Source organism: Paenibacillus sp. NPDC056579, from assembly GCF_042793215.1.
Lineage (GTDB): Bacteria > Bacillota > Bacilli > Paenibacillales > NBRC-103111 > Paenibacillus_S.
Genome location: NZ_JBHTVD010000006.1, coordinates 434,535 through 457,594 on the forward strand (window position 1 = coordinate 434,535; position 23,060 = coordinate 457,594).

13 protein-coding genes are annotated in these 23,060 nt (G+C 49.2%); 2 read left to right on the top strand and 11 right to left on the bottom strand.

Annotation, left to right across the window (positions count from 1 at the left end):
* Positions 1-166: 166 nt before the first annotated feature.
* Complete coding sequence (locus ACFQ88_RS24165) at positions 167-529, bottom strand: hypothetical protein (protein ID WP_379457559.1); 363 nt, start codon at positions 527-529, stop codon at positions 167-169.
* 134 nt (positions 530-663) lie between these two features.
* Positions 664-1,479, bottom strand: coding sequence for a phytanoyl-CoA dioxygenase family protein (locus ACFQ88_RS24170; protein ID WP_379457561.1), 816 nt, complete (start codon positions 1,477-1,479; stop codon positions 664-666).
* A gap of 159 nt (positions 1,480-1,638) precedes the next feature.
* On the opposite strand from ACFQ88_RS24170, the gene ACFQ88_RS24175 reads away from it, so the two are divergent.
* The gene (locus ACFQ88_RS24175; RefSeq protein WP_379457563.1) at positions 1,639-2,499 is read left to right on the top strand and encodes an AraC family transcriptional regulator; all 861 of its coding nucleotides are present in this window, start codon (positions 1,639-1,641) and stop codon (positions 2,497-2,499) included.
* A 101-nt stretch (positions 2,500-2,600) separates the two neighbouring features.
* Here the strand turns inward: ACFQ88_RS24175 and ACFQ88_RS24180 are convergent, their stop codons facing one another.
* Positions 2,601-2,723: a helix-turn-helix domain-containing protein gene (locus ACFQ88_RS24180; RefSeq protein ID WP_379457565.1), complete on the bottom strand. Its 123-nt coding sequence runs from the start codon at positions 2,721-2,723 to the stop codon at positions 2,601-2,603.
* A 76-nt stretch (positions 2,724-2,799) separates the two neighbouring features.
* On the bottom strand, positions 2,800-3,267 hold the full coding sequence (locus ACFQ88_RS24185; RefSeq protein ID WP_379457567.1) for a hypothetical protein: 468 nt from the start codon (positions 3,265-3,267) through the stop codon (positions 2,800-2,802).
* 173 nt (positions 3,268-3,440) lie between these two features.
* On the opposite strand from ACFQ88_RS24185, the gene ACFQ88_RS24190 reads away from it, so the two are divergent.
* Complete coding sequence (locus ACFQ88_RS24190; protein WP_379457614.1) at positions 3,441-3,827, top strand: hypothetical protein; 387 nt, start codon at positions 3,441-3,443, stop codon at positions 3,825-3,827.
* A gap of 230 nt (positions 3,828-4,057) precedes the next feature.
* Here ACFQ88_RS24190 and ACFQ88_RS24195 read toward each other — a convergent pair whose 3' ends face one another.
* The 7 genes from ACFQ88_RS24195 to ACFQ88_RS24225 all read right to left on the bottom strand — a co-directional run bounded on the left by ACFQ88_RS24195 (position 4,058) and on the right by ACFQ88_RS24225 (position 22,198).
* On the bottom strand, positions 4,058-10,033 hold the full coding sequence (locus ACFQ88_RS24195) for a sugar-binding protein (protein ID WP_379457616.1): 5,976 nt from the start codon (positions 10,031-10,033) through the stop codon (positions 4,058-4,060).
* Between the two features lie 1,132 nt (positions 10,034-11,165).
* A complete protein-coding gene (locus ACFQ88_RS24200) occupies positions 11,166-13,424 on the bottom strand; it encodes a helix-turn-helix domain-containing protein (RefSeq protein ID WP_379457619.1) in 2,259 nt (752 codons plus the stop codon).
* 460 nt (positions 13,425-13,884) lie between these two features.
* Entirely contained in the window at positions 13,885-16,392 is a 2,508-nt protein-coding gene (locus ACFQ88_RS24205) for a beta-mannosidase (protein WP_379457621.1), read from the bottom strand.
* A gap of 107 nt (positions 16,393-16,499) precedes the next feature.
* Positions 16,500-18,020, bottom strand: a complete 1,521-nt coding sequence (locus tag ACFQ88_RS24210; RefSeq protein WP_379457623.1) for an extracellular solute-binding protein — start codon at positions 18,018-18,020, stop codon at positions 16,500-16,502.
* Between the two features lie 60 nt (positions 18,021-18,080).
* Positions 18,081-18,953: a carbohydrate ABC transporter permease gene (locus ACFQ88_RS24215; RefSeq protein ID WP_379457625.1), complete on the bottom strand. Its 873-nt coding sequence runs from the start codon at positions 18,951-18,953 to the stop codon at positions 18,081-18,083.
* Between the two features lies 1 nt (position 18,954).
* The gene (locus ACFQ88_RS24220; protein WP_379457984.1) at positions 18,955-19,812 is read right to left on the bottom strand and encodes an ABC transporter permease; all 858 of its coding nucleotides are present in this window, start codon (positions 19,810-19,812) and stop codon (positions 18,955-18,957) included.
* 373 nt (positions 19,813-20,185) lie between these two features.
* A complete protein-coding gene (locus tag ACFQ88_RS24225) occupies positions 20,186-22,198 on the bottom strand; it encodes an MGH1-like glycoside hydrolase domain-containing protein (RefSeq protein ID WP_379457627.1) in 2,013 nt (670 codons plus the stop codon).
* Positions 22,199-23,060 lie beyond the last annotated feature (862 nt).

Consider the following 23,060-nt stretch of genomic DNA (forward strand, 5'->3'; position numbering starts at 1 on the left):
ATTATTCATTTCTCTACCCAACACGTAATGAGAGAAATCGATTGTAAGTCTAAGATTCGGCAAAGCTTCAACGTATTGAACAGTTCGAAGCAAATCTTGAGTAACTCGTTCCTGGTGAGTCTAGATAAACAAGGGAAGATAGTATCTTCCCGCTGCTCTCTATAAATCATCTAAACGTGATATTGTCACCAACACAAAATACATCCGGTACTTGGGCATTTATATAGAGTGCAGGATAATCGCTGGATTGTTCCAGAAGACTGGTAAGTTGCTCGCCCGAGACAGGAAAAGACTCCAAACCAGAGGTGAAGCTGCTCCTTTCCAATAGATTTCTCCACAATTTCTGCTCACCACTCTCAGGCAGTGCCCCAAAGATCCCCGTAAAGCCAGCCTCTGCTATATGGTCAAACTTTTCCTCCAATGTCCATTCTTTATTATTGTTCCAATATTTCATGGACAACATAGCTTGTTGTACTTCCAATCTTGGTACTTCATCACTACTGACTTTAGCCAATAGCTTGCTACTCATGGAATTCATCCCTCACATGTCTTTTTAAAAACTGATTCAATTATTGTCAAAATGAATACGTGGGCCAATGGCTGAATTAATGGGGTTAAAAAGCCTCCCTTCATGAATTATGAAGTAGAGGCATTCAAGCAAAGTCACCCGTTTGTACTATAAACAATTGGGTTCAGCGGACTTGCTGCCAACTCGCCCGGTTGTACACCCGGTAACCAATTTCTAAGATCAGTCTTACGTGCATAGCTGTCTGGTTCGGCTACTCGTGTGCCATCCGCATAATAGATGATGGTCATTACTTTACGCATATGGTCTGTTGGATTACCGGGTGCACTGTGCAATGTCCATCCTGCATGGAAAGTAGCGTCGCCTGCATTCATACCACCGTACGATTTCGTCTTCAATCCTTTGCTGTCAATGAATTCAGCTAATGTCCGATGGGATTCATCCGAAATGACAAGCTTATTAATATAACCCAGCTTATGAGACTCCGAAGCAAAAGTCATGGACCCTACTTCCTCCGAAATAGGTACCAGAGGCATCCACATTGTTATGGTTTTATCGGTATCTAGCGGCCAATAAATCTGATCCTGATGCCAAGGTGTATGACCCCCTTCCGGTTCTTTAAACAAGGCTTGGTCATGATAAATGCGAACCGACGGTACTCCCATCAGTTCAGCTGCAATTCTGGCAAAACGTTTGGCCAGTACAAACGCACGAACCGCTTCATTTCGTTTCCACAAATTGGTTATTTGAATGAATGCTTTGCCGTAGGTATCTCTCTCCTCTAACGGTTTATTCTGCCGATTTAACTCCCGGACGCAATCACTGATTATTGGTTCAAATTGTGAGATCAATTCTGAATTTGCCACATCCCGTAGAATGATATGTCCTTTTTGTTGATAGTCTTCGATCTGATGTCTACTCAAACTATACGTGCTTTCCACTGGTGAAATCATTGTCTTCTTCTCTCCTTTGTCATTTTATATCATAATTTTATCTACTTAACTGGGCATTGTCTTTGTCAGAACCCGCTTTAATATTGTCAAAAACGATTAATCTCCAAATTGTTTGTGCTATGATAAGTATGATTTAACCGGAAAGGGAGGCATGAATGCATGCTTATCCAATGGGATGACATTCCCCAACTTGCACCCTATGTAAGAGAGGGAGGTATTAATAGGAACAAGCCATGGACATATCCAGAGCGACGGCTCTTGGATTATTTACTTGTGTATATCCAAGAGGGGATTTTTAACTTAAATGTAGATGAACAGAATTATTTACTCCAACCTGGAGAGTTTGGTCTCGTACAACCCGGGAGTTTAGTTGCCCTTGAGGGGATTACCGATACGATTGTACCTTTCATTCACTTCGACCTCTTCTTTAATCCAAAACGATCAAAAAGTTTCCCAACAAAGCCGGGTCAGGTAGATTTAAGTGCATATGCTGAACTCATTCAACCTCGAATAAATCAAGTCTATGGAATTGATATCCCCGTTCGAGTCCAGCCGTATAAATTAGAAAGTTCCCGTTCGTTTTTTATACAGGCTGTTGAGTTAAGTCACCGACGTCACCCGCTGGACCAGCTACGTGCACAACATTTGATCACTGAGATTATTATCAGTATTCTCGATACCTATGGGAGAAACTCTAAACCTCATGCATATAGTTTTGATTGGATCACCTCCTACCTTTCCCATCACTTGAATGAACCAATACGTGTAGAAGATATGGCACGTCGAGCAAATCTATCAATTTCTCGATTTAGCAGCATGTTTAAGCAGCAATTTGGGATGTCGCCTCATCAGTACCTTCTCGTTATGAGAATCGGTCATGCCAAAGAATTGCTATCTCAATCTCAATTGACTCTAGAGCAGATTGCATCCTATTGCGGCTTTGCCGATATGCATCATTTTTCCAAAGCATTTAAAAAGAAAACTGGACTCACTCCTGGTCAATGGAGAAGCAAAACATGATTGAAATCGCGAAAAGCCCGGACCGATTAATAAATCAGATCTGGGGCTTTTCTATTTTCCGTTACTTACAATTAAGTGCCCATCGTATCTCGCATAATATGTCACCTGTTTAAATAATACTGGCCTGGGGTACATCCTTCCAGTTTACGGAAATACCTGATAAAGTTCGCCGGCGTATTGTACTTCAACTTCTCCGCGATCTCCGATATTTTCATTCCAGCCATTTCTTGTCCATTTTCATACGGTATTCAGACAAGTAATCGCTGAAATCGACTCCTGTCTCCTTGCGAAATACTTTCGTCAAGTAGTGGGACTGTAGTTCATGCGGCGGGCACAAACCTCCAGTGTCAGGTCGGTATCGAAACTGGTTTCGATCTGGCGGATAATTTCGCTGGAAATACTCTGATATTGCTCATCCCGCCGCTGCTCCAAAAGCTGCAATAGAGGCGACATGACAGCATTCTGAAGCCACATCTCTACTTGCTTTGCTGTTTTCAAGCGGAACAGCTGAATGTACAACTCTTGCTCCGCGGCGTACAATTGGTTTGGATTAACTCCCGCATCTTTGACGGCTTGCAGCATTTGCAGCAGAAGTCGAACGAAGGACATAAAATAAGCCTCGTGCGTCCGCTCGTCGGCGGCGATGGCAGCAATCAATTGAGGCAGTAGCCGTTCGGCCTGTTCCCGGTCCGCCAGTTTGAGCGCGCCGAGCAGATGTTGCTCGAGAGCGTCAGGATAATACTGTGGAACACCCTGCTCGGGCTGCACTCCCTCGGTATTGTTTTTCGAATCACATGGTTACGACATACTGACTTCGATCGCGGCTTGATAGATCCCAGGACGAGACGCTACAGTGACCGATCGATGTCTTCAACGTCATCTTGTTCAGGCTCCTGTCGCTTAAAGATTTAAATGCTCGTAAAGGTGCTGCCAGCCTTGCCTTGGTTGATGTTGTCTTTCAGCTTGTTGCCTTTGATCGCACCGAAGTCCTGGTTGAGCAGCTTTCGTCGTACATCTTCTTCAACAGCTTGATCGTTTGCATGTACTCCGGGGTCATGAAATCGGGTGTCACTTTCCCATCTTTGATGCCCTATTGGTCTTGCAGCGCCTTGAACGCAGCATTAGAGTCGTCCTTAGTCGGCGGTTGTGCGGAAAAAACGGTGCTATCACTTATCTGGGTGGGTTGTGAAGACGGTGCCTCGCTTTCAGACGCTGTCCCGCTATTGTCTCTCCCTCCACCACAAGCGGTTACCATGGATGCGGCTGAAATGGCAGTGACTTACGGACATTCATTTTTCCAGTTACGGCTTTCTTCTCTTTTTCATTGAACATCATCCGATTAATGAACGTTTTATAAAAAGACAGCCTCCTGACACCTTGGCAACATACAGGTCATCCCTCTACCGAATTGACTATTTTCAGAAAGCGATTACAATGCCAGGAGTCTTAACAAATCTTCGGCTGACAGATATACGCCGTTGGCGGTCGGCCTTTAACGGCACTCGCCAGTGTCGAATGGGAGAAGACAGAATGTCCTCTCCCATTCGCGCTTTCTATGCTAGTTCAGTATCCGTTGTGCCATGGCAATCAGGTCTGCCAGATCAAGCTTGCCGTCATTGTTCAGGTCAAGATAACGGATGGACGCCCAGTTCGGAGCGCTGCTGGTTGCTTGGTAGTTCGCGGAGATCAGCGCCAGGTCGCCGACCCCGGCCGACTGGCTAGCCGACGCGCGGAACTCTGCCAGCGCCTGCGAAAGCGCAATGCTGGCTTGATCTACCTGCGACTGCGTGACCTTGCTCTGATCATACACCGCATTCGCTGCTACTAGAGCTACGACGAGAGCATCAATGGCGCTCTGCGGGTAATAACCAAAGCGCGGTGCTGCCGGATTCAGGACCTTGGCGCTTGCGACTGCCGCGCTTGCTTCGGCGATTGCCGCCGATAGCTCCGTCTTGTCGATTGGCACCGGAGGTGCGATACTAATGGAATGACCGCTGCCGCTATTTACAGTCTGCTCGTTGCCGGATTGGTCGCCCAGAATGATACCGCTCGTGTATACGTTTGTGGTGACCGTTTGATTCTTTGCCTTGAATGTAAGGGTGAACAGGTCCAAGCTGCCAGTAACCGGAGAATTGGAGCCTGTGCTTGCCGCAAGGATCTTGACGGAGCCTGAACCGTAAGTGCTTCCCACCACGGTAAACCCGTTGATCAAGGAGCTCGAATCTACGTATTCCAGATCTGCAGGATTGTAATTCACGGTTACTGATTGGGCATATACGCTGTTGGTCACATTGGATAATCCATAATTCAGCTGGAAAAGCTCTTCTGTTTCAACATGGCTTGGCCCTGTAAAATAATAGGAAGTCCCCCCGGCCGGCAGAGCTTCCACGGTCACTTGTGCCGTTGCCGTCAACGAGCCGTCGGCCGTTGTGGCCGTTACTGCGGCAATACCCGCTTTTTTTGCTGTTACTACACCGCTGTCGCTTACTTCCGCTACTGTGCCATCACTGGTACTCCAGCTTACAGCTTTGTTTGTTGCTTGCTCCGGAGCCACTGTGGCCGTCAACTGCGTCGTTTCCCCTACATGCAATTCGACCGTATCCGGAGCTATGCTGACGCCCGTTACCGGGACCGTGTTCGAGCCGTAGACGAAGGTCACCTTGTTGATCGTGGCGGTCCAATTGTCGCAAGCTTCGTTCCCATACGGGAAAACAATCTTCAGATACCGATAGCCTCTTGTCAAGCTGTCGACCTTGATCCTGATTGTATTGAAGCCGGATGAAGAACTGAGCAAAGTCTGATCGGGTGTGAGCTTCGTGAAGCTCACACCGTCAGTCGAAGTAGCAATCTCAAAGCCGACGGACGACGGCAGGCCGGTCCAAGCCGAAACATTGATATCGAAGGAGTAAATATCGTTGGCCGACGATTTGTAGATCACATATTCCGGGTTCATGCTGTCGTCGTTTTCGTGGCGGAATTGGGTGGCATCGTTGCCGTATTTGTCTAAGCCGCTGGTAGCGGTTGCCTGAACGATATTTGCAGACTTGTCATATAGCTTTGTTAAACCATCCGCTTCATCCGTCCATTGCAGCTTAATCGGATCTTCGGGCTGCACCGGCTCGGCTAAATACTTAAAGGAAACACTCAGCAGTCGTTCATGCCAGTTGAGCTTGCCTGAGAATACCGCCTTCAGGTACTTCGTCCCCGCCGGCAGGTTGCTCGCCGTATTGCTCCACACGGAGTAGCCGTTCGCACCGCCGGTCTGCTTCGATTTGACCTGGATTGGAGTAAAGTTCACGCCGTCGGCGGAGCCGTAGAACGAAAACTGCGGCGTGTTGGAGAACAATCCCGTCGAGATATCCAACGAGTAAATATCTCCATACGGCGATTTGTACATCACGTATTCGGCAGGATCAGGATTATCGTTGGTATGGATGAACGAAGCCGCGTCATAATCGAAATTTTGCGGGTTCGAGGTTTGCACGGCAATTTTTGCCGATTTCGAGTAAAGCTTGGCAAAGTCGTGGGCATCATCCGAAAATTCCACAAGTCCTTCCGGCTCCGGCGTACCCACAACCGGCAAGGGCAGGTTCAAGTTATGCAACAACAGATGCCCGAAGTTAGACGTATCCTGCCAGTTGTTTCCAGTCCCATTCCACATCAGCTGACTTTCCCGGTTGCCATTATTGTTCCCGTCGTCATCGTTGTTTCCAACGTCAAATCCTATCGTAATATCCCTTGCCGGAGTAATGCCCAGGGATGCCCAAGGAATTGATATTTCCACCGTGTAGCCGCCATCGATATCTTTCTGCGCATATTGAATGTCGGTGATATTCCCGCCGATAGACAGCTGCCCGTCATGCCAGCCTAGCGTAATCTGACGGTCGTTCGCCTCGTAGGAGGTTCCCTGGCTGTTGTTGGGATCGAGATAGATTTCAATCGAATCGTCCTGATGAGCCTGAGTCGAATCGTTCTTCAGCACGGAATCCAGGATCATCAGGCCGACATAAAGATTTTGTGCATTGCTTAGCGTGGCGAAGCTGACCGCATTGTTCGGCGTGCCGGTTATCGTCTTGGTCGCATGATTGCGCAGCAACCAATCGGATTCATTCAACGTCCCGTCAACCATAATAGGGCCGGTATGCTGTACGGCAGCCGTCACCTTCCTGCCGTCATTGAGATACAGGGCGCCGAAGTTGGCCGTACTTTTCCAGTTCTCGTTGTCACCCGTCCACATCAGTTGGCTCTCGCGGTTGCCGTTACTACGGCCGTCATCGTCATTGATCCCTATATCAAAGCCTATAACGGAGCCTACCTTTGGAGCCGGAATGCCGATACTGCTCCAAGGAATGGCCATTTCCACGCTGTAGCCCCCATCTATATCCTGCTGTGCATACTGGAGTCCGGCCATGTTGCTGCCGACGGAGAGCTGCGTATCATGCCAGCCGAGCGTGATTTGATGATCGTCTGGGCCATAGGCCGTGCTTCGATCATTGTTGCCGTCTAAATAAATTTCCACCGAGTCGTCCTGATACGTTTTGGATGCTTCGGAGTCATTGACGAGATGGCCATCGAGTACCCGGACGGCTACATAAAGATTTTGGTCATCCCACAACGTTCCGAAGAAGGCGCTGTTGTCAGGCGTTCCTGTGATTATTCTGCGCACCCCATTATTAATGATCCAGTCGGCCTCCGACAAATCTCCATCGATGATCGGAGAATGGGCCGATCGATTGCCTGCTGCGACTCCCCAGACGATGGATCCGTCCTGTGACGGATTGCAATCAACGTTGACAGTGGCAGTCGATGCGTTTCCTGCGGGGTCCGTCGCGACAATCGTAATCGTGTTGCTCCCCTTTACCACCGGAACGATGGCAGTAAACGATTCATCGTTCTGTAAATTCACCGCTACGCCGTTGACCGTAACCGTAGCCGTTTCACTTACGGTTCCTTTCAGCACATAACTGGTAGTTGTCGTCGATCCGGCGGCAGGTACCGTAATGACCGGCGCAACGGGATCATATACCACATGAATGACCTTTGGCTCAGCTTGTTGACCCGCTTCGTTCTCAGCCGAAACGGTAATCAGGTTGTCTCCCTGCTTAAGGTTCAAGCCTGCGCTGAAGGTTGTCGACCCTCCCGCAGTTGGCGACACATCCAGATAGACGATTTTGATGTCGTCCACACGCGGGGAAATAAACATCGTTGCCTGGCTTAAAAATGCGAAACCGCTAATCTTGGTCCAATCAATCTGCTCATTGATGGTTCGGTTGTATGCGGTTACATCTGTGGACGGGACATAGTGCACGGCATTGTCGAAATCCGCCAACGGGATGGTCACCAAGGCCCATTGATTGCTATAAACAGCGGCGTTAATATAATTGGCCAACGGCAATCGGGATTCCACTCTCGTCCCGTTGTTGGACTCCACCACAGCGGAGAAGCTACTGTCAGTCGACGAGGCGTTTACCCGAAACTGGAGCGCACCAGTATGGTGGTATAGCGATAAATCCTTGGTGATGCCTTGCCAACTTGAGTTAAGAAAATCGAGATTGAGGCGCGCGAATCCCCCATCCGGATATTGCCCCAACTTCATCCGCAGAGAACTGGTGCCTTCGGCAGACGCGAAGGTTGAGGCGGAATCCCACACACCGACGGCGTTGGTGGTCAACCCTCCACTGGATGCCCCCAGGACCCCCATGTAGGTGGAGCCAAGGCCTCCTGTGTAAGGTGTGCCGGCAGCTCCCGGTTGAGGCCATCCATCCTTGATCAGCGGCTGAATTAATTCACCCAGCTGGTGGCCGGACGATCCTGCTCCGGCTACGCTATAGGAGCTTTCCGCTACCGTGTCGCCGTTAAACTCGTGCTTAACCTTGACGGTTGCTCTAGAATTCGTTTTGCCCGAAACAGTGAACATGCTCTGGTTGACATGGTTCAGACTACTATGGTTGAGCGTTAAACCCAAATAAGTCGGATCAAACCTGATATCCAGCAACATGGGATCGCCCTGGTTGCCAGATAAATCCGTCGCTACAGCGGATATGACATTGAGTCCGGCCTGCAGCTGAAGCGTCGTGCTAAAGCTCAGATCGTTCGCCACGGCAACAGGCTGTCCATTGATCTTAAGCGTGCCCACTTCATCCAAATGACCCGAAACCGTAAACTGCGCATTTCTTACTGCATAATCCGCATCGTATACGGAGGAACTGACGGTTTGATCGAAGCTGACGAACGGTGGAGCTGCATCTGCATCGGAAGTGACGATGACCGTCACGCTCTTCGCCGGCAATGCGACAGCGGAGGCCGTTCCGCCGATAATGTTGCGCTTGCCTGTCAGCTTCATGTCCTGTCCCAGCGGAATATCTGGGGTGATTTGATGAACGCTTGCCGTCAACCCGCTTAAACCGTTCACATGAACGATCTTCTCCTGAGCCGTCGGATTCACGAGTAGTGCGGTCGTTTTGGAGCCGTTCACAAAGGCGACGCCATCCATCCAGACCGAATTGTCCGTCGTCAAGCCGGAAGCGGCGTCAGCTGTGATACGCCGCACCTTGGAGCCGACCGGTGCGTTATTGAAAATTTTGGCGAGCACATAGAACGCCTTCGATTTGGTCACGGTTACCCCATTGCCGTCAAGCAGCACTTCGCCCACATCGGTCGGATGCCGGTTGGCCGCCCATCCCAGCCACCAGAACCAGTAGTTGTTTCGGATGAACGCCATATCGCTCGCCAAGCGTTGCGAGGCGTTGATCGCCATATCCATTTCCGATACGCCGCTAATCAAGGTGCTGTATTCCGTTTGCCAGCGCTCCTTACCCGGCACATGGTCCAAGGCGTCCGCATAATCCTGATAAACGCTTGTCGTGTCATACCCTTTGGCGAAATAGCTGTGTGACGCCATTCCGCCGATCGCGCTGTTCAGCGCCGGGTCATTGGTCAATGCCGAGAACTCATGTCCCAGCAGCAGCTCATTTTCATGATATGTTGCGCCTTCCGGTGCCAAAATCTGAACGCCTGTCAGGCCGGCGGCATCCAGCTTCGAGCGAAGCAGCTTGGTCACGCGCTGAAACTGCGCCCCGTTGTCCCCTCCCCAATAACACCACTCGCTCACGATCATCGAGAGCGGCTCGTTCTGGAAGCTGATGGCTTTAGGAACCGAAACGCCCTTATTTTTAAGCCATTGGATTACTTTCACTAGATAATCGGTAAACGCCTGCTCCTTTTCGGGCCGCAGCCTTACATGCTCCGTCCCCGTCCACCCGTTTGCCGTCGGAATGGTTTTCATTCCGACCGGAGGCGACCATACGGAGATGATATAGTCGTGCTTTCCCCTCGTCTCGCCGATTTGAATAAGGTCGTAGAGCTCCTGCATTTTGTTGTCGTACAGATTCCCATCCCCGTCCCCTGCTACGGCTGGGATATTCACACGGAACATGCTGATGCCCAAATCGTTGTAGAGCGCATCTTGCCCCCGGTTGCCGGGATAAAATTCCGGGTCCAATCCGCGCGGTGAAATGACGGGAAGACTCCCCATCCTTTGACCGTCTGCTGATCGTTAGGCGATATGTTGACATTATAGATGGTCTGGTCTGGTACGGCCGCGCTTGCCTGACGAGGCGGTATGACAGTGGCTCCTGATATCAAATACAATATGGAGAGCGCCAAAACGAACACTCTCTTCCAAGATTTGATCATGATTACGATTCCTCCTTCAAGGAATACTTTCATATTCACAGATTTAAATAAATCCCTCCAAATCTAAGCGCTTACAAATGAATTAACCACCTCCCTTCCTATTCAAAGGCAGATCCTGGGGATCACTTCGCCTGCCATCCGGCAATCCGAATAAGAATAGCTAAAGGCTCGAACCCACCTCTCTTCCTTCTGGTTGCATCTTATCCCCACTGCTACTCCAATCTTTCTCATCCGATCCCTTACCCGCCGGCCGCTTCGGCCCGTCAGGTTTCCCTGGGCGAAGCCGCTGCTGAAGCAGCCATTCGTAGATGCCCCCCCCCCCCTGCATCCCAAGAAGCTCCAGACTATCCTCTCTGGCCCGCTCCGTGGAGGAAAACAACCAACCTACGGCCACGCTTTGTCTTCGGCTTTTTCATAATCCTGGGGCAGATATCAATCACCTGATTTCATTAATAATGTTAGATATTTCTACTTGAATTCTATTACGATTCGATTATTAAGCGTGACAACTGTTCAGGTCGATATTCATGATATGGGTATTTCGTTGAACTGCATCGAATCCAACGCGATAAATTGTAGATATTCATTTTCTTTCGATGCATATTCATTTTCTGACACCGCCCATCCTGCAGCCGATGACGGCCACATGCATAGAAAAGACCACAAAATGAACATATCAATTACAATAAGTGCTACTGTGATCTGACACACTGTCTTGCGCACCCCCATTTGTGCTTGATGCAGCAAACAACGTAGTATCAACGCATGCAGCGCCTCCCGTCCGGAGAAGTTCCGGCGGAAAGGCGCTGCAAAGGAAAGCCGTCTCGTTATTTTTTTTGCGCTTTATTATACTCCTGAGTGAGCTCTGGGGCTTTTCTATTTTCCGTTACTTACAATCGTAAAGTTTTACCGCCATACCCACCGGCATCATGCAAATTACGCGACCATCGTATTGATTTCGTATAAATATGTCACTTGTTTAAATAATTTTCTCGGTATTGGCCTGGTGTACATCCCTCCAGTTTACGGAAATATCGGATAAAGTTCGCAGGCGTATTGTATTTCAGCTTCTCCGCGATTTCCGATATTTTCATATCCGTTTCAACCAGCCATTTCTTGGCCATCTTCATTCGGTATTCCGATAAGTAATCACTGAAATTGACGCCCGTTTCCTTGCGGAACACTTTCGTCAAGTAGTTAGGGCTGTAGTTCATACGCCGGGCACAAACCTCCAGTGTCAAGTCGGTATCGAAGCTGCTTTCAATCAGCCGGATGATTTCGCTGGAGATACTCTGATATTGCTCATCCCGCCGTTGCTCCAAGTGCTGCAATAGGGGTGACATAACCGCATGCAGAAACCACATCTCCATTTGCTTTGCTGTTTTCAAGTGGAACAGCTGAATGAATAAATCTTGCTCCGCATCGTACAATCGGTTCGGATTAACTCCGGCATCTTTTACGGCTTGCAGTATTTGCAGCAGAAGTCGAACGAAGGACATAAAATAGGCCTCGTGTGTCCGTTCGTCGGCGGCGATGGACGCAATCAATTGAGGCAGAAGCTGTTCGGCTTGTTCCCGGTCCGCCAGTTTGAGCGCATCGAGCAACTGTTGCTCGAGAGCATCAGGATAATACTGTGGAACACCCTGCTCTGGCTGTACTTCTTCAATAAACAAAATCGACTCCTCACCGAGCTTCATCCGGTATTTCAGTGCGGTTAGCGCTTCCCTGTACGCATCACGGATGTGCTTAAAATCTGTAAAGACGCGGCTGAAGCCGATACTGATTTTCAGCTCCAGATAGCGGTCGATCATGTGCATGATGTGTTGCGCCATTGAATCCAAGTAAGTCTTGAACTGCTTAGCGTCGGACTCTGAGCTACCCAGCAAAGTCACTTGCGAATCCCCCATCACGACGGGAAGCAACCGGCTTTCCGCGGCTACGAGTTCCGAGACGATATTGTTCAAGGCAAACATGAGCAAATCCCGGTCCTGCTCCTGATACCGCGTGCCTGCCAATGTATCGATTTGAATTGCCATGACGCACATGTCACTCCAGCCAAGAGGGTGCCCAAACATCGCCAACCTGTCGTGAATTTCCGCCTTGGCTGTATCGCTCTGAAACAACTTGAACACAAAATATTCTTTGATTTGATGGGATTGCCCCTGCATTTCTTGCAGAAGCAGGTGTTCCTGCGACAGCAACCTGCTGAAGCGTTCGTTCATAAATTCGAATTCGTCACTAACCGTAGTCATACTTGCGGCTTCCGGTGCGTTCCGTACAACTTCGTACAAGCTCCTGATCGGCTTGTACATTTTCCTTGATCCCAGATAAGAAATGAACAGTGCAACCACCAATATGCCAAGACATAAAAACAAGGTTAACCAGCCAATATCTTGAGACTCTTTGTTCAGTTCGTCGATCGATACTACGGACAAATATACCCAGCCATTGTAGGGTGATACGCGGTAACTAACCCCTACCCGTTCCTCGTCCCTTTGAGCAGTATAGAAGTCTTGCCCAGCTGTAGTGATCGCCGTCTTGCCACCAAACGACAAGTCATCAAATTGTTTGCCAAGAACGGCTCTGTCGTTACCGGCGAACACATACCGCGCTTCGTCCATGATTAGAACATTACCGAGCTTCGTATCGCTGACGATTAGCTTGTTAATTTCATAGAGTGGGATCGACATGATGAGTAATCCGGTCGGTTTGGAAGAATATGCCGGAATTTTTTTGACCAGCTTCATAGAGGCCGGAGCGGCAGTCCAAAAAGATGTTCTCGGGTCGTTCACCCATCTGTCATATCCCCTCAGGTCACTTGAGGATAGCCCAGACAAGCCGGAATCGTTAACAGACCATTCACCTGTTAAACTGACCAGCTCTGTGCTCATCGCGCCGAGCTCGCTGCTTTGCAACTTGCTCATTGTATCGAGCAGATCGTGCACTGTGCCCACATCACTGGCATTTCCTTGCAAATTGCCTCGCAATGCGGCTATGACTCGCGGCTGGTTCATATACTGGATAGCCGAATAATCTACCAGCCGAAGCAGTTGCTCTATTTGCGATTCCGTTTGCAGTAGCATTTGATGATTGCTTTGGTACACCTTGGTTTGCAGTGTACCGGTCGCTGTGAAATATGAAAAAGCACCCAACACAATGACCGGGAACGTTCCAAGCAGCAAGCTGAACCAGATGAGTTTTGACAAAAAAGACGACGTACGCAATTTCATGGGTTATGCCTCCAGCGATAGTGATCTGACGCAATGTCTTGGTGGGTACCGCCATTGCGTTTGCTATGGCAAGCAACAGGAATATCAACGCTTACAGCGCCTCCCGTCTGAATCAGTTCCGCCGGGAAGACGCTGCAGATGAAGTCTTCTCATTATAGTTTCTGCGCTTTATTATACAACTGAGTAAAACATCGACAATTTTATCACAGCCCGCTAATCATCTACTAATTGACAAATTCTACCTCAGAGGTCTGACCCCTCTTGAATTGATGATCTGATACATCATGACGCCAAGATCCGCTTTTTTCAGTGAAATTTAAAGCTCAATAACGGTAGGCACCGCGTTCAGTACTTATTATTAGCGTTCGGGTTCAGCTTAATCAAGACTCGTGTCGTCAATGCTCGAAATATACATGCCCAACCTGCCTTGGTTGTATGGACCAGTGTCAGGACAGACTGATTATTCAGCGTTCATAGCCGTAACCTTGAGTCCAGCGAAAGGCACAGTCTGCTGCGCCGGATGGCTGACCCGGACGGTCCTTGTCTCGTTCGGGAGCAAGTCGAAGTAATTGTCGCTAAAGTGCAACCTGCCATGCGGAAGCTCGATCTTGACAAGGCGTGCCAATCCCTCTGCTGCTGATACGGTAATCGTTTGCTCCACCTCACTCGCGTCCACCTGTAGCTTTGCTGCAGGCAGACGTAAGTCTTTATGATCGCGCAAATAGACCAAGTTGGCAGGTGCTTCCCATCCTTCCGCCTCCAGTAACACGACGACCTCTTCCGCAGCTCTTCCGTTCAATACGGCGGTTTCAGTCAAAGATCCAAGTTGCACCGCTTCATTGCCAGGTATATCAGCAGCAAGGCTGGTCCGGAACACTTCGTTACCATAGAAATCGAGCACGCTGAGCCGGACGCTTCCGGAGAAACTTTCGGTATGGTCGTTAACAACCCACACGTTCAGCACTTGTCCCGGTTCGTGATCAATGCTTAGCAGAAGCGGATGATAAAATTTTCTCGCATAATAGAAAGATGCCTTGGGTAGCAGCTCGTAGTCGATTAGCGACCAGCTTGTTCCTGGCCAGCTGTCGTTCAGTTGCCAGATGAGGGATCCGCTCGTCCTTTTCTTGTTGCGACGGTAGTGTTCGATACCATACTTCAGCCCTTCTGCCTGCGTCAGCATCGAGAAATTCATATACTCTTCGATATCGCTCGGAATTCCGGTAAATCCTTCCATAAGAAAAATTCCTTTTTGATGAGCGGTATCTTTGTTCCGATAAGCCATCTCAACGCTACCCCAATAAAATTGCCCCTCAGGAATGTGCCGCTCCAGCGTATACCGGTTGGCAGAGGCATGCATTCCGAATTCGCTGCTGAATAAGGTAAAATCGCGCTTATAATTTTTAAAGGTAACACCTTGAATACTATAATCCAGAATAGGTGGCTCACCAAATTTTCGCGGGTATACCGAGCCGTGCCATACCTGCCAGTTATGGCGGTCGCCTTCGTCCGGGTCGTTGGCATCATTGCCGCCAAACGGAGAGGATGGCCAGTAAGCGCGGCTATCGTCCAATTCCGAAAGAACACTTGGAATGAGTTCGTGATAAATGGTTTCACCGTAGAATGGGCATGTAATGTCGCCACTGGACGTCTTCATGTCGTACAACCAATCAATTTCGTTATTGCCACACCACAGTGCCAAGGAAGTGTGATTGCGAAGACGCTTTACGTTGTATTCGACTTCGCGTCGGACGTTCTCCATGAAATTGTGATTAAAGTCGGGGAACAGGGCATTTGCGAAGGCAAAATCTTGCCACACAAGCACGCCGCGCCGGTCACACTCTTCATAGAACAGATCCTTCTCATATATCCCGCCAGCCCAGACTCGTAGCATGTTCATATGTGCTTCGACCGACAACCCGATTAATTCCTGGTACCTGTCATCCGGTGCGGCGCCAATAAAATAGTCGACCGGGATCCAGTTGGCACCTTTTACGAATAGCTTCACGCCGTTCAGCATGAAGGCAAAGGCCTGGTTTCCTTCCTCGTCGTTCAACCGTAATTCGAGCTGGCGGATGCCGAACTGAGCTGCATAGCGATCCAGCTCTACTCCCTCGGTGCATAAGCTTACTTCCAGGCGATACAAATAAGGCTCTCCCAAATCGTGCGTCCACCACAGCTTGGGGTTCTCCACCGGTAGCTTGGCAGCCACTACGTCTCCATGAACAGGAAATCGCGTCGAGGCGGTCGTCTGCCCAGAATCATCCAGCAAACGAATCTCGCATTCATACTCGCGATTCATATCGAACCGCTTCACCTTTACATCAACAAGTACCACCCCTTCCAGGGATGATACGCTTGCGTTGCGGGCATACACGCTGTCCAGCTTCGCAAGGTGCCGCCGTTTAAGCCGAACCTTGCCCCAAATGCCTACAGTCACCATTCTCGGACCCCAATCCCAGCCGAAATTCATTGCCGCTTTCCGGATCCATGGACGTTCCTTCGTATAAGAAGACCATTGGAACTGCTCTTTATCATGATTATGCAGGTGGATTGGGTCAAACTTGACGGCAATTGTATTTTTGCCATTCTTGAGAATGCGTGTGACATCGAAGGTATGAGCCATTAGCATATTGTCCGTCTTGCCGATTTCAAGGCCGTTCACGTAGATTGTGGCAAACGTGTCCAAGCCTTCGAAGATCAGTTCGTGCTTCTCTTCCTTGTCACCCAGCTCATAGTTGAACTGGGTACGGTACCACCATTCCTTCTCCTCAATCCAATGTGACTTCAAATCATTATGGCCGAAGTATGGGTGGTCGATCAATTGTCTCTCTATTAAAGCAGAATGCACATCCCCCGGAACTTTGGCCGTCATCCAGAACCGGTCGTCCAGTCCAGGTGCAGCGAGCTCCAAAGGTCGCTTCTGCCCGACGTCCACATACTGAAGTCTCCATAATTGACTCAGTTCCATACGATCCTCTCCTCGACCTATGTCTAGTTTTCTTCCTTCGCACGGGCAGCGCCTCCCGTCCGAAGCAATTCCGGCAGAAAGGCGCTGTTAAGAAAAAGCCGTCTCATTTATTTTTTCTGTGCTTTATTATACTCCTGAGTGAACTCATCGATCATTTTATCGCCGCCTTTTTTGCGCCAGTCTTCTGTTGCTTTGACAAAGCCTGCCTCATCGATTTGCCCCATAATGAACTTGACACGTGCATCGTTGATGATCTTATCCAACTCGGCGCCGAGTTCCGCTTTGGTTGGTGAAATATAAGGTTCAATTGCGCTAGGCACCGCATTCGGTACTTTTTCCTTATACAGCTTCTTTACTTTCTTCATTACGTCAGATTCCGTTGGCCAGGTCAAATCAGAAGGTGCAATGCGCAACTGGCTCAAAGTATCGACCTGATCTTTCCAAAGCTGCTCATTCGTGAACACTGGATTTCCATTATCAATTTTGTAATGTACTCCTTCAACACCGAATGCAAAAAGATTCAATACGTCCGGTTCCAAATTTTTGTCAAAGTAGGTCAAAATTTTCTTCAGATCCTCTTCCGTTTTGACGCTAGACTTAGGGAACATAAACACTCCAGAATAGCCCGAGTTCGCTGGTAGCTTAACACCCCTCGGCCCTTCGAGGCCCAATACCAAATCGATCTTGGCGTTTGGGTTCAGTTTGAACAAGTCCGAATGTTTGGCGTTCGCGTCGTCGATGCTTGCAATGTACATGCCCGCTTTACCTTGGTTAATGTTTTCCTGAAGTTTAGTACCTTTGACCGCGCCGAAGTCTTGGTTCATCAGCTTTTCATCGTACAGCTTCTTCAACAACTTGAGTGCTTCCATATACTCTGTGGTCATAAAATCGGGCGTTACTTTCCCGTCTTTGATGCCCCATTGGTTGAAACCTCCAAGCGCCGTCTCGAGCACGATCGTCGTGTCATTCACCAAGTTGTCGTCCGATACCGAAAGGCCGAATGTGTCGTTCTTGCCATTCTTGTCCGGATCGTTCAACGTAAAGGCTTTTGCTATACTGTACAAGTCATCGACCGTCTTCGGCTGCTGCAGGCCGAGGTTGTCCAGCCAATCCTGGCGGAAAATGACGCCTTTGCGCGCGAATGGACGGTCTCGGTAAATACCGTAGATTTTTCCGTCAACGGAGATATTGCTCCCAATCTGATCGTTCCAGTACTTTTGCAGGTTCGAGAACTGTTTGATGTATGGGCCGATTTCCCAAAAGGCGCCGGAACGGATCGCATTAATGACGGCGGCGTTCTTGTTGTCTAGTACCACCATCACTTGCGGCAAGTTGCCGGATGCAAGCGTCACGTTCAGCTTATCATTATAGGTCGTGCCAGGGACGAAGGTAACGTCCATCTTGACACCCATCTTATCCTCCAGCGCCTTGAATGCAGCGTTCGAAGCGTCTGTCGCCGGCGGTTGCGCAGAATAAAACGGGGACATAATACTGAATTTATAAGTCTGCGCCTTGCCGCCACTCTCCGCGTCTCCCCCACATGCGGTTAACAGGGAAGCTGCTGATACGGTGGTGATACCGGCTACAATCCCTTTTTTCCAATAAGTTGCTTTCTTTCTCTTCTCCATCGAATACCCTCCGTAATTTGTTATTTATATTTAAGATAGGTTTCCGATAATATGGGAGACCTATCCTTTTACTGAGCCGAGCAATACTCCTTTGGCAAAATGCTTCTGCAGGAATGGATATAGTATCAAAACCGGTACTGCCGCTACCACGATGACCGCATATTTGATGCTCTCCGGCGGCACAACGACTTCTGACAAGGCATTGGCGTCCGTAAATCCACCTGACGACAGCATCACGATTTGCCGCAACCACACTTGAATCGGCCACATATTTGAATCGTTGATGTATAGAATCGCGCTGAAAAACGAGTTCCAATGGCCGACGGCATAAAACAGTGTAAACGTGGCCATCGCCGGCAGCGACAACGGCACGACGATGCTGAACAAGGTCCGCAATTCGTTACAGCCGTCGATTTTTGCGGATTCTTCCAGCCCTTCAGGGAGCTGCTGGAAAAAGTTCCGGAGCAAAATCAGGTTGAACGCACTGATTGCAGAAGGAATCCATAGCGACCAATACGTATCCAGCATCCCCATACTCTTGACGATCAGGAATGTCGGAATCATGCCACCGTTGAACAGCATCGTGAATACAATCAGCAACATGATTTTACTGCGACCGCGCAGCGTCTTTTTGGCCAGGGGGTACGCCATCAGCGTCGTCAGCAGTAAATTGATGAATGTTCCGACGACGGTGATAAAGAGGGTGCTCAACAAGCTTTGATAGATGATTTTGGAGGCAAAAATGAACCGATACGCCTCCCAAGAAATGTTCGTCGGAACGAGCACAATTTTTTTGACAAGCAGTTCCTCAGAGCTGACCAGCGACCCCGATATGACGTAAAGAAATGGAAGAATAGTCACGATGCCGACGATCAGTAGCAAGATGTGGTTAGCCGCATTGAATACTTTAGCTCCCCATGAACTCTCTCTCATGCTAATACACCCCTTCCTCACCGAATTTTTTCGCCAGCGCATTAGCAGAGAAGACAAGAATAAGACTGACCACAGATTTGAACAACCCCACCGCGGTGCTGTAGCTGAACTGCGCATTCAGTAGGCCGGATGTATAGACGTACGTATCGAACACTTCCGCTACGTCACGGTTCCCCGAATTCAACATCAGGAAAATTTGTTCGAAGCCCGTGTCCAGAAAGCTACCGAGTTTCAAGATGAGCAAGATGACGATCGTCGTCCGAATGGCGGGAAACGTGACATGCCATAGCTGGTGCCAGCGGTTGGCACCGTCCATACGGGCGGCTTCGTACAACTGCTGGTCGACACCCGCAAGTGCGGCAAGGAAGATGATCGTGCCCCACCCTGTCTCCTTCCAAATCACTTGCGACGTGATTAACGTGCGAAACCAGTCATTGCTAAGCAGAAAATTGATTTTGGTTCCTCCGAGTGAAGCAATCGCTTCATTGACGATGCCACCTTCCGTCGTCAACATTGTATAGGTCAAGCCTGCTACAACGACCCACGAAATAAAGTGCGGAATATAAATGATCGTTTGTATGAACCGCTTGTAAATCTCCTTACGTACCTCGTTCAGCATGAGCGCCAAGATGATTGGTAACGGGAAGAAAAAGACAAGGTTGTATACCGCCAGTAACAGCGTATTTTTGAATAGCATCCAAAATACCGGATCTGTGAAGAATCGGTGAAAGTGCTTTATCCCGACCCACTGGCTTTTCAAAATGCCAGCGAACGGCTGATAATCCTGAAAAGCGATTACAGCACCCAGCATCGGCAAATATTTGAATAATGCAAAAAACAAGATGCCGGGGAGCAGCATTGCGTAAAGCAGCTTCTCCTTGTTAATATCCAACGCGAGCTGCTTCAGATAGCCTCGTTCGACCGATTTTGACAAGGAAGTATGTCGTTCCTCCCCGATCTGAGCCACAGTCTTGTTCATGTCTACATCTCACCTTTCTTGTAGCTTCGACAACCCCATTGTAATGGCCGACTTTCGTTTCCGTCGATAATCATTTCGTTGCTTTTTGCAGACACCGCTTACAAAAAGCCGGTTTATGGGGGCGGTCATAATCATTTTCTACCGCGCGCTTATCCTTTTTTAGCCGGTCACGTCCTATGTTTCGTCGTACAGGACAGTGAAAGCCGCGATCCAACTGTGTAATCTGCCTTGGTGTCGCGGCTTCCCTTCCCATTTATATGGTGCAGAGTGCTGGAGCACCTTCGTGAATGACAACGCCGTCACAAACAATTCTGCAATATCCTGGCTGCAAATGAATATCGATGATACGACCTCGGTATGGGTAGCCCGTGACGGACACTTTTCCTTCGTGTGGCGGCTTCGGATCCACCTTAAGTGTGCCGTCCGCTCCGGGCTGCAAGCCGACCATACCGAACAAAATTGCTTCTGAGCCCGAAAGTCCTGCTATGACGTTGGCCCGTTTGTGAGGGGGTACAGCAGGTCGATCGCAGTAATGCTCCTGTGGAAAATACGGCAAATGTCTTCCCATCCAGAACAGCCGCTTTAGCACATCCCAAGCCAGCTCGGCTTCGCCAATCTCCCATAAAGTCAGCGCCAAAATCGTCGCTTCTCCCGTATAGCAGCCTCCGCCGGACCAATCCGGATCGTTCAGCTCATAATGAATCGTATCTTCGGCCGAAATGCTGCTGACGCCGTATGGAGCAAGGAAAGCACCATCGCGCAGATGGGAAAGTAATGCTGATTTCATTGGCTCAGTACAAACGCCCATTCGAAGCGTATCGTAGGCTTGGATGGTGTACACCTGCTCCACATGCCCATCCGGGTAACGGCAGATGAACCACCCCGCCTCCTCGTCCCACAGCTGCTCACGGATTGCACGCCGAATTCTTTCTGCTTTATCCCGCCACTGTACAGCTTCCCCGTTGCCCAGTCGATCTGCCAAATCTGCCAGTCGATCATAACACCAGGCCCGCTCGGCGTTCGGGCTGGAGATGACATGCTCGTGAGCTGCACTGCGCATTTCCAACAAGTTATGCTGCTTGCCATAATCGAGCAGCTCGCCCCAGGCAGGTAGCCTGTCCTCGTCACTCAGCAACAACTTTCGCATCACGTCATATAGTTCCTGACCTTCGCCGTGTTGCTCGACATTGCTCCAGATCAGATTGAAAAACGACCACAGGCTATACGAATACGGAACATCCTTGCCGACACCGCTTGGTGAGAATCGTGAATGCCGCTCGATGCCGCTGTTCGCCATGAGCTGCGCTAGCTCCATCATCTTATTGCTGCCAACCATCAATGCCAGCAGCCTACCCGCATAGCCTCCAGTATCCCAAGGATAGCAGCAAATTCCTGCACCCTCGATGCCCGACACGACCGGAAACGGCTGCATTGCGAATTCGGGATGCTCCCACAGGCAGATCAAACCGCTAACGATCGAACGTCGGTAATAGTCCTCTAGCCCAGGAATGTCGCTTTCCAGCCTCGGCACAGATGCACACAGGCGATCTATTCGTTCCTGCCATACATCCTCCGACCATTTTTCCCAAGCTGCCAAGCTTGCCGGTATTCCGTTCTTTTCACCACTGCGAGTCAGTACGACGGCTATTCGACACTCTGTTTCCTCCCCCGGCGCCAGTCGGGTCGGCTGAGAAGCTTCTTTTAGAAGCGTTATTCGTGCTTCGTTGTTTTCCCATACGTCGTCGCCAATTGGGCGTGCCAGTTCGCCCGGTGCTGGATACCCGTAGTCCCAGTCGTCCAGCGGCTGCAAGCGTAGTCGTCCCGGAATCAACTCAGGCTTGACGCACACTTCAATGCTCCGCTCTGTTCGGTTGGCGACACGCATGGCTAGCAGGAACCCTGCCCTGTCTGCCAGCGGAACAAGGCGGCTCTGAACGTACAACGAAATAAGCCTTCCCTCGTGAAAATAGTGGTACGTACCGCTCCGTGTGATGCGGTCCGGCCGCCATTCTGCCCCCGAGTACAAGAGTCCGCAGTCCCCTTTGCCCAAATTCCCGGTGTCACTTACGGTATGCCCGTCCGCTTCGATATTTAGCAGCAGCTGTACGTCATGGGCCGCAAACGGAGGCGAAAACAAACCCTTTACTCCCGCCACCGTATTGGCGAGCGGGGCAACTGTGCTATAGCCGCTTCCGACCCAAATGTGATTAGACGGCGCCAGGCTCGCCCGAAGGTCGAAAGAAAAGTCATTTAATTGAAAATTCATAGGTTTATCCATCCTTTGCACCATATTTACATTTGTAAGTTGCAGTTGAAAGAATGTGGAGAGTGCATACATTCTTGCCTGCATCGGTTGTCTCTCCTACAATGTAACGAGTCATAGTTGTTCATGTCGATATTCATTAAATGGGCAGTTCCCTAGACTCATTTCGAATCCATCAGATAAAACTTATGTATTCATCTTCTTTCGCTACATATTCATTTTCTGCTATGCAGTCGTAACTGTCATGAAGTCTTAACTAGCAGATTGCCGATTTCAATCCTATCGCTACGTAACAATCGTCAAAATGAATAAAACAATATAATTCGGGAAAATTTAAATTAACAACCTTATGTTTCTGGGAAGGTGACGTCTCATGGATTTAAACAAACTTTCTGGAAGTATTGAGAATCCCTTCCTCAGATCTGAAGTTTTCATCTCCCTTTTTGAAATAGTGGGAAATCTTCAGGATTCATGAAGGTCCTGACGTTCTCTCATTCGAACTTACGGTTAGAACAAAGGAGCTGTTAATCCGGAAAGGTTCGCTGATTGTAAAAACGGAATAGAGATGGAGATTTCAGAAACGCCTTGTATCGAATAACCTACATGAAGAGATTATCTATAGCTTCCTCCCCGCAATTTCATTTCACTGAGTGGCCAATACCTAATTAGTCCTCCTTACAATGCATGCTTTAAGTACTCTTTTTGGCTTAAGTTTCTTTTGCAAATTTTTAGCTGGCATCGAAAAATCCGTTTCGCCCATTAATGATTGTTTCCAACATGATACGAACTGTACGCCCAGCCCATTACACTGGGGATAATCCCCTTGCTTCATATCACAATATACTTTTCTATCGATTCGACGTAT

Coding starts and splice junctions, on each gene's coding strand:
- ACFQ88_RS24220 (WP_379457984.1), bottom strand. CDS start 19,812: ATGCTGCTCCCCGGCATCTTGTTTTTTGCATTATTCAAATATTTGCCG.
- ACFQ88_RS24215 (WP_379457625.1), bottom strand. CDS start 18,953: ATGAGAGAGAGTTCATGGGGAGCTAAAGTATTCAATGCGGCTAACCAC.
- ACFQ88_RS24210 (WP_379457623.1), bottom strand. CDS start 18,020: ATGGAGAAGAGAAAGAAAGCAACTTATTGGAAAAAAGGGATTGTAGCC.
- ACFQ88_RS24195 (WP_379457616.1), bottom strand. CDS start 10,033: ATGGGGAGTCTTCCCGTCATTTCACCGCGCGGATTGGACCCGGAATTT.
- ACFQ88_RS24200 (WP_379457619.1), bottom strand. CDS start 13,424: ATGAAATTGCGTACGTCGTCTTTTTTGTCAAAACTCATCTGGTTCAGC.
- ACFQ88_RS24165 (WP_379457559.1), bottom strand. CDS start 529: ATGAGTAGCAAGCTATTGGCTAAAGTCAGTAGTGATGAAGTACCAAGA.
- ACFQ88_RS24180 (WP_379457565.1), bottom strand. CDS start 2,723: ATGGCTGGAATGAAAATATCGGAGATCGCGGAGAAGTTGAAGTACAAT.
- ACFQ88_RS24205 (WP_379457621.1), bottom strand. CDS start 16,392: ATGGAACTGAGTCAATTATGGAGACTTCAGTATGTGGACGTCGGGCAG.
- ACFQ88_RS24175 (WP_379457563.1), top strand. CDS start 1,639: ATGCTTATCCAATGGGATGACATTCCCCAACTTGCACCCTATGTAAGA.
- ACFQ88_RS24225 (WP_379457627.1), bottom strand. CDS start 22,198: ATGAATTTTCAATTAAATGACTTTTCTTTCGACCTTCGGGCGAGCCTG.
- ACFQ88_RS24170 (WP_379457561.1), bottom strand. CDS start 1,479: ATGATTTCACCAGTGGAAAGCACGTATAGTTTGAGTAGACATCAGATC.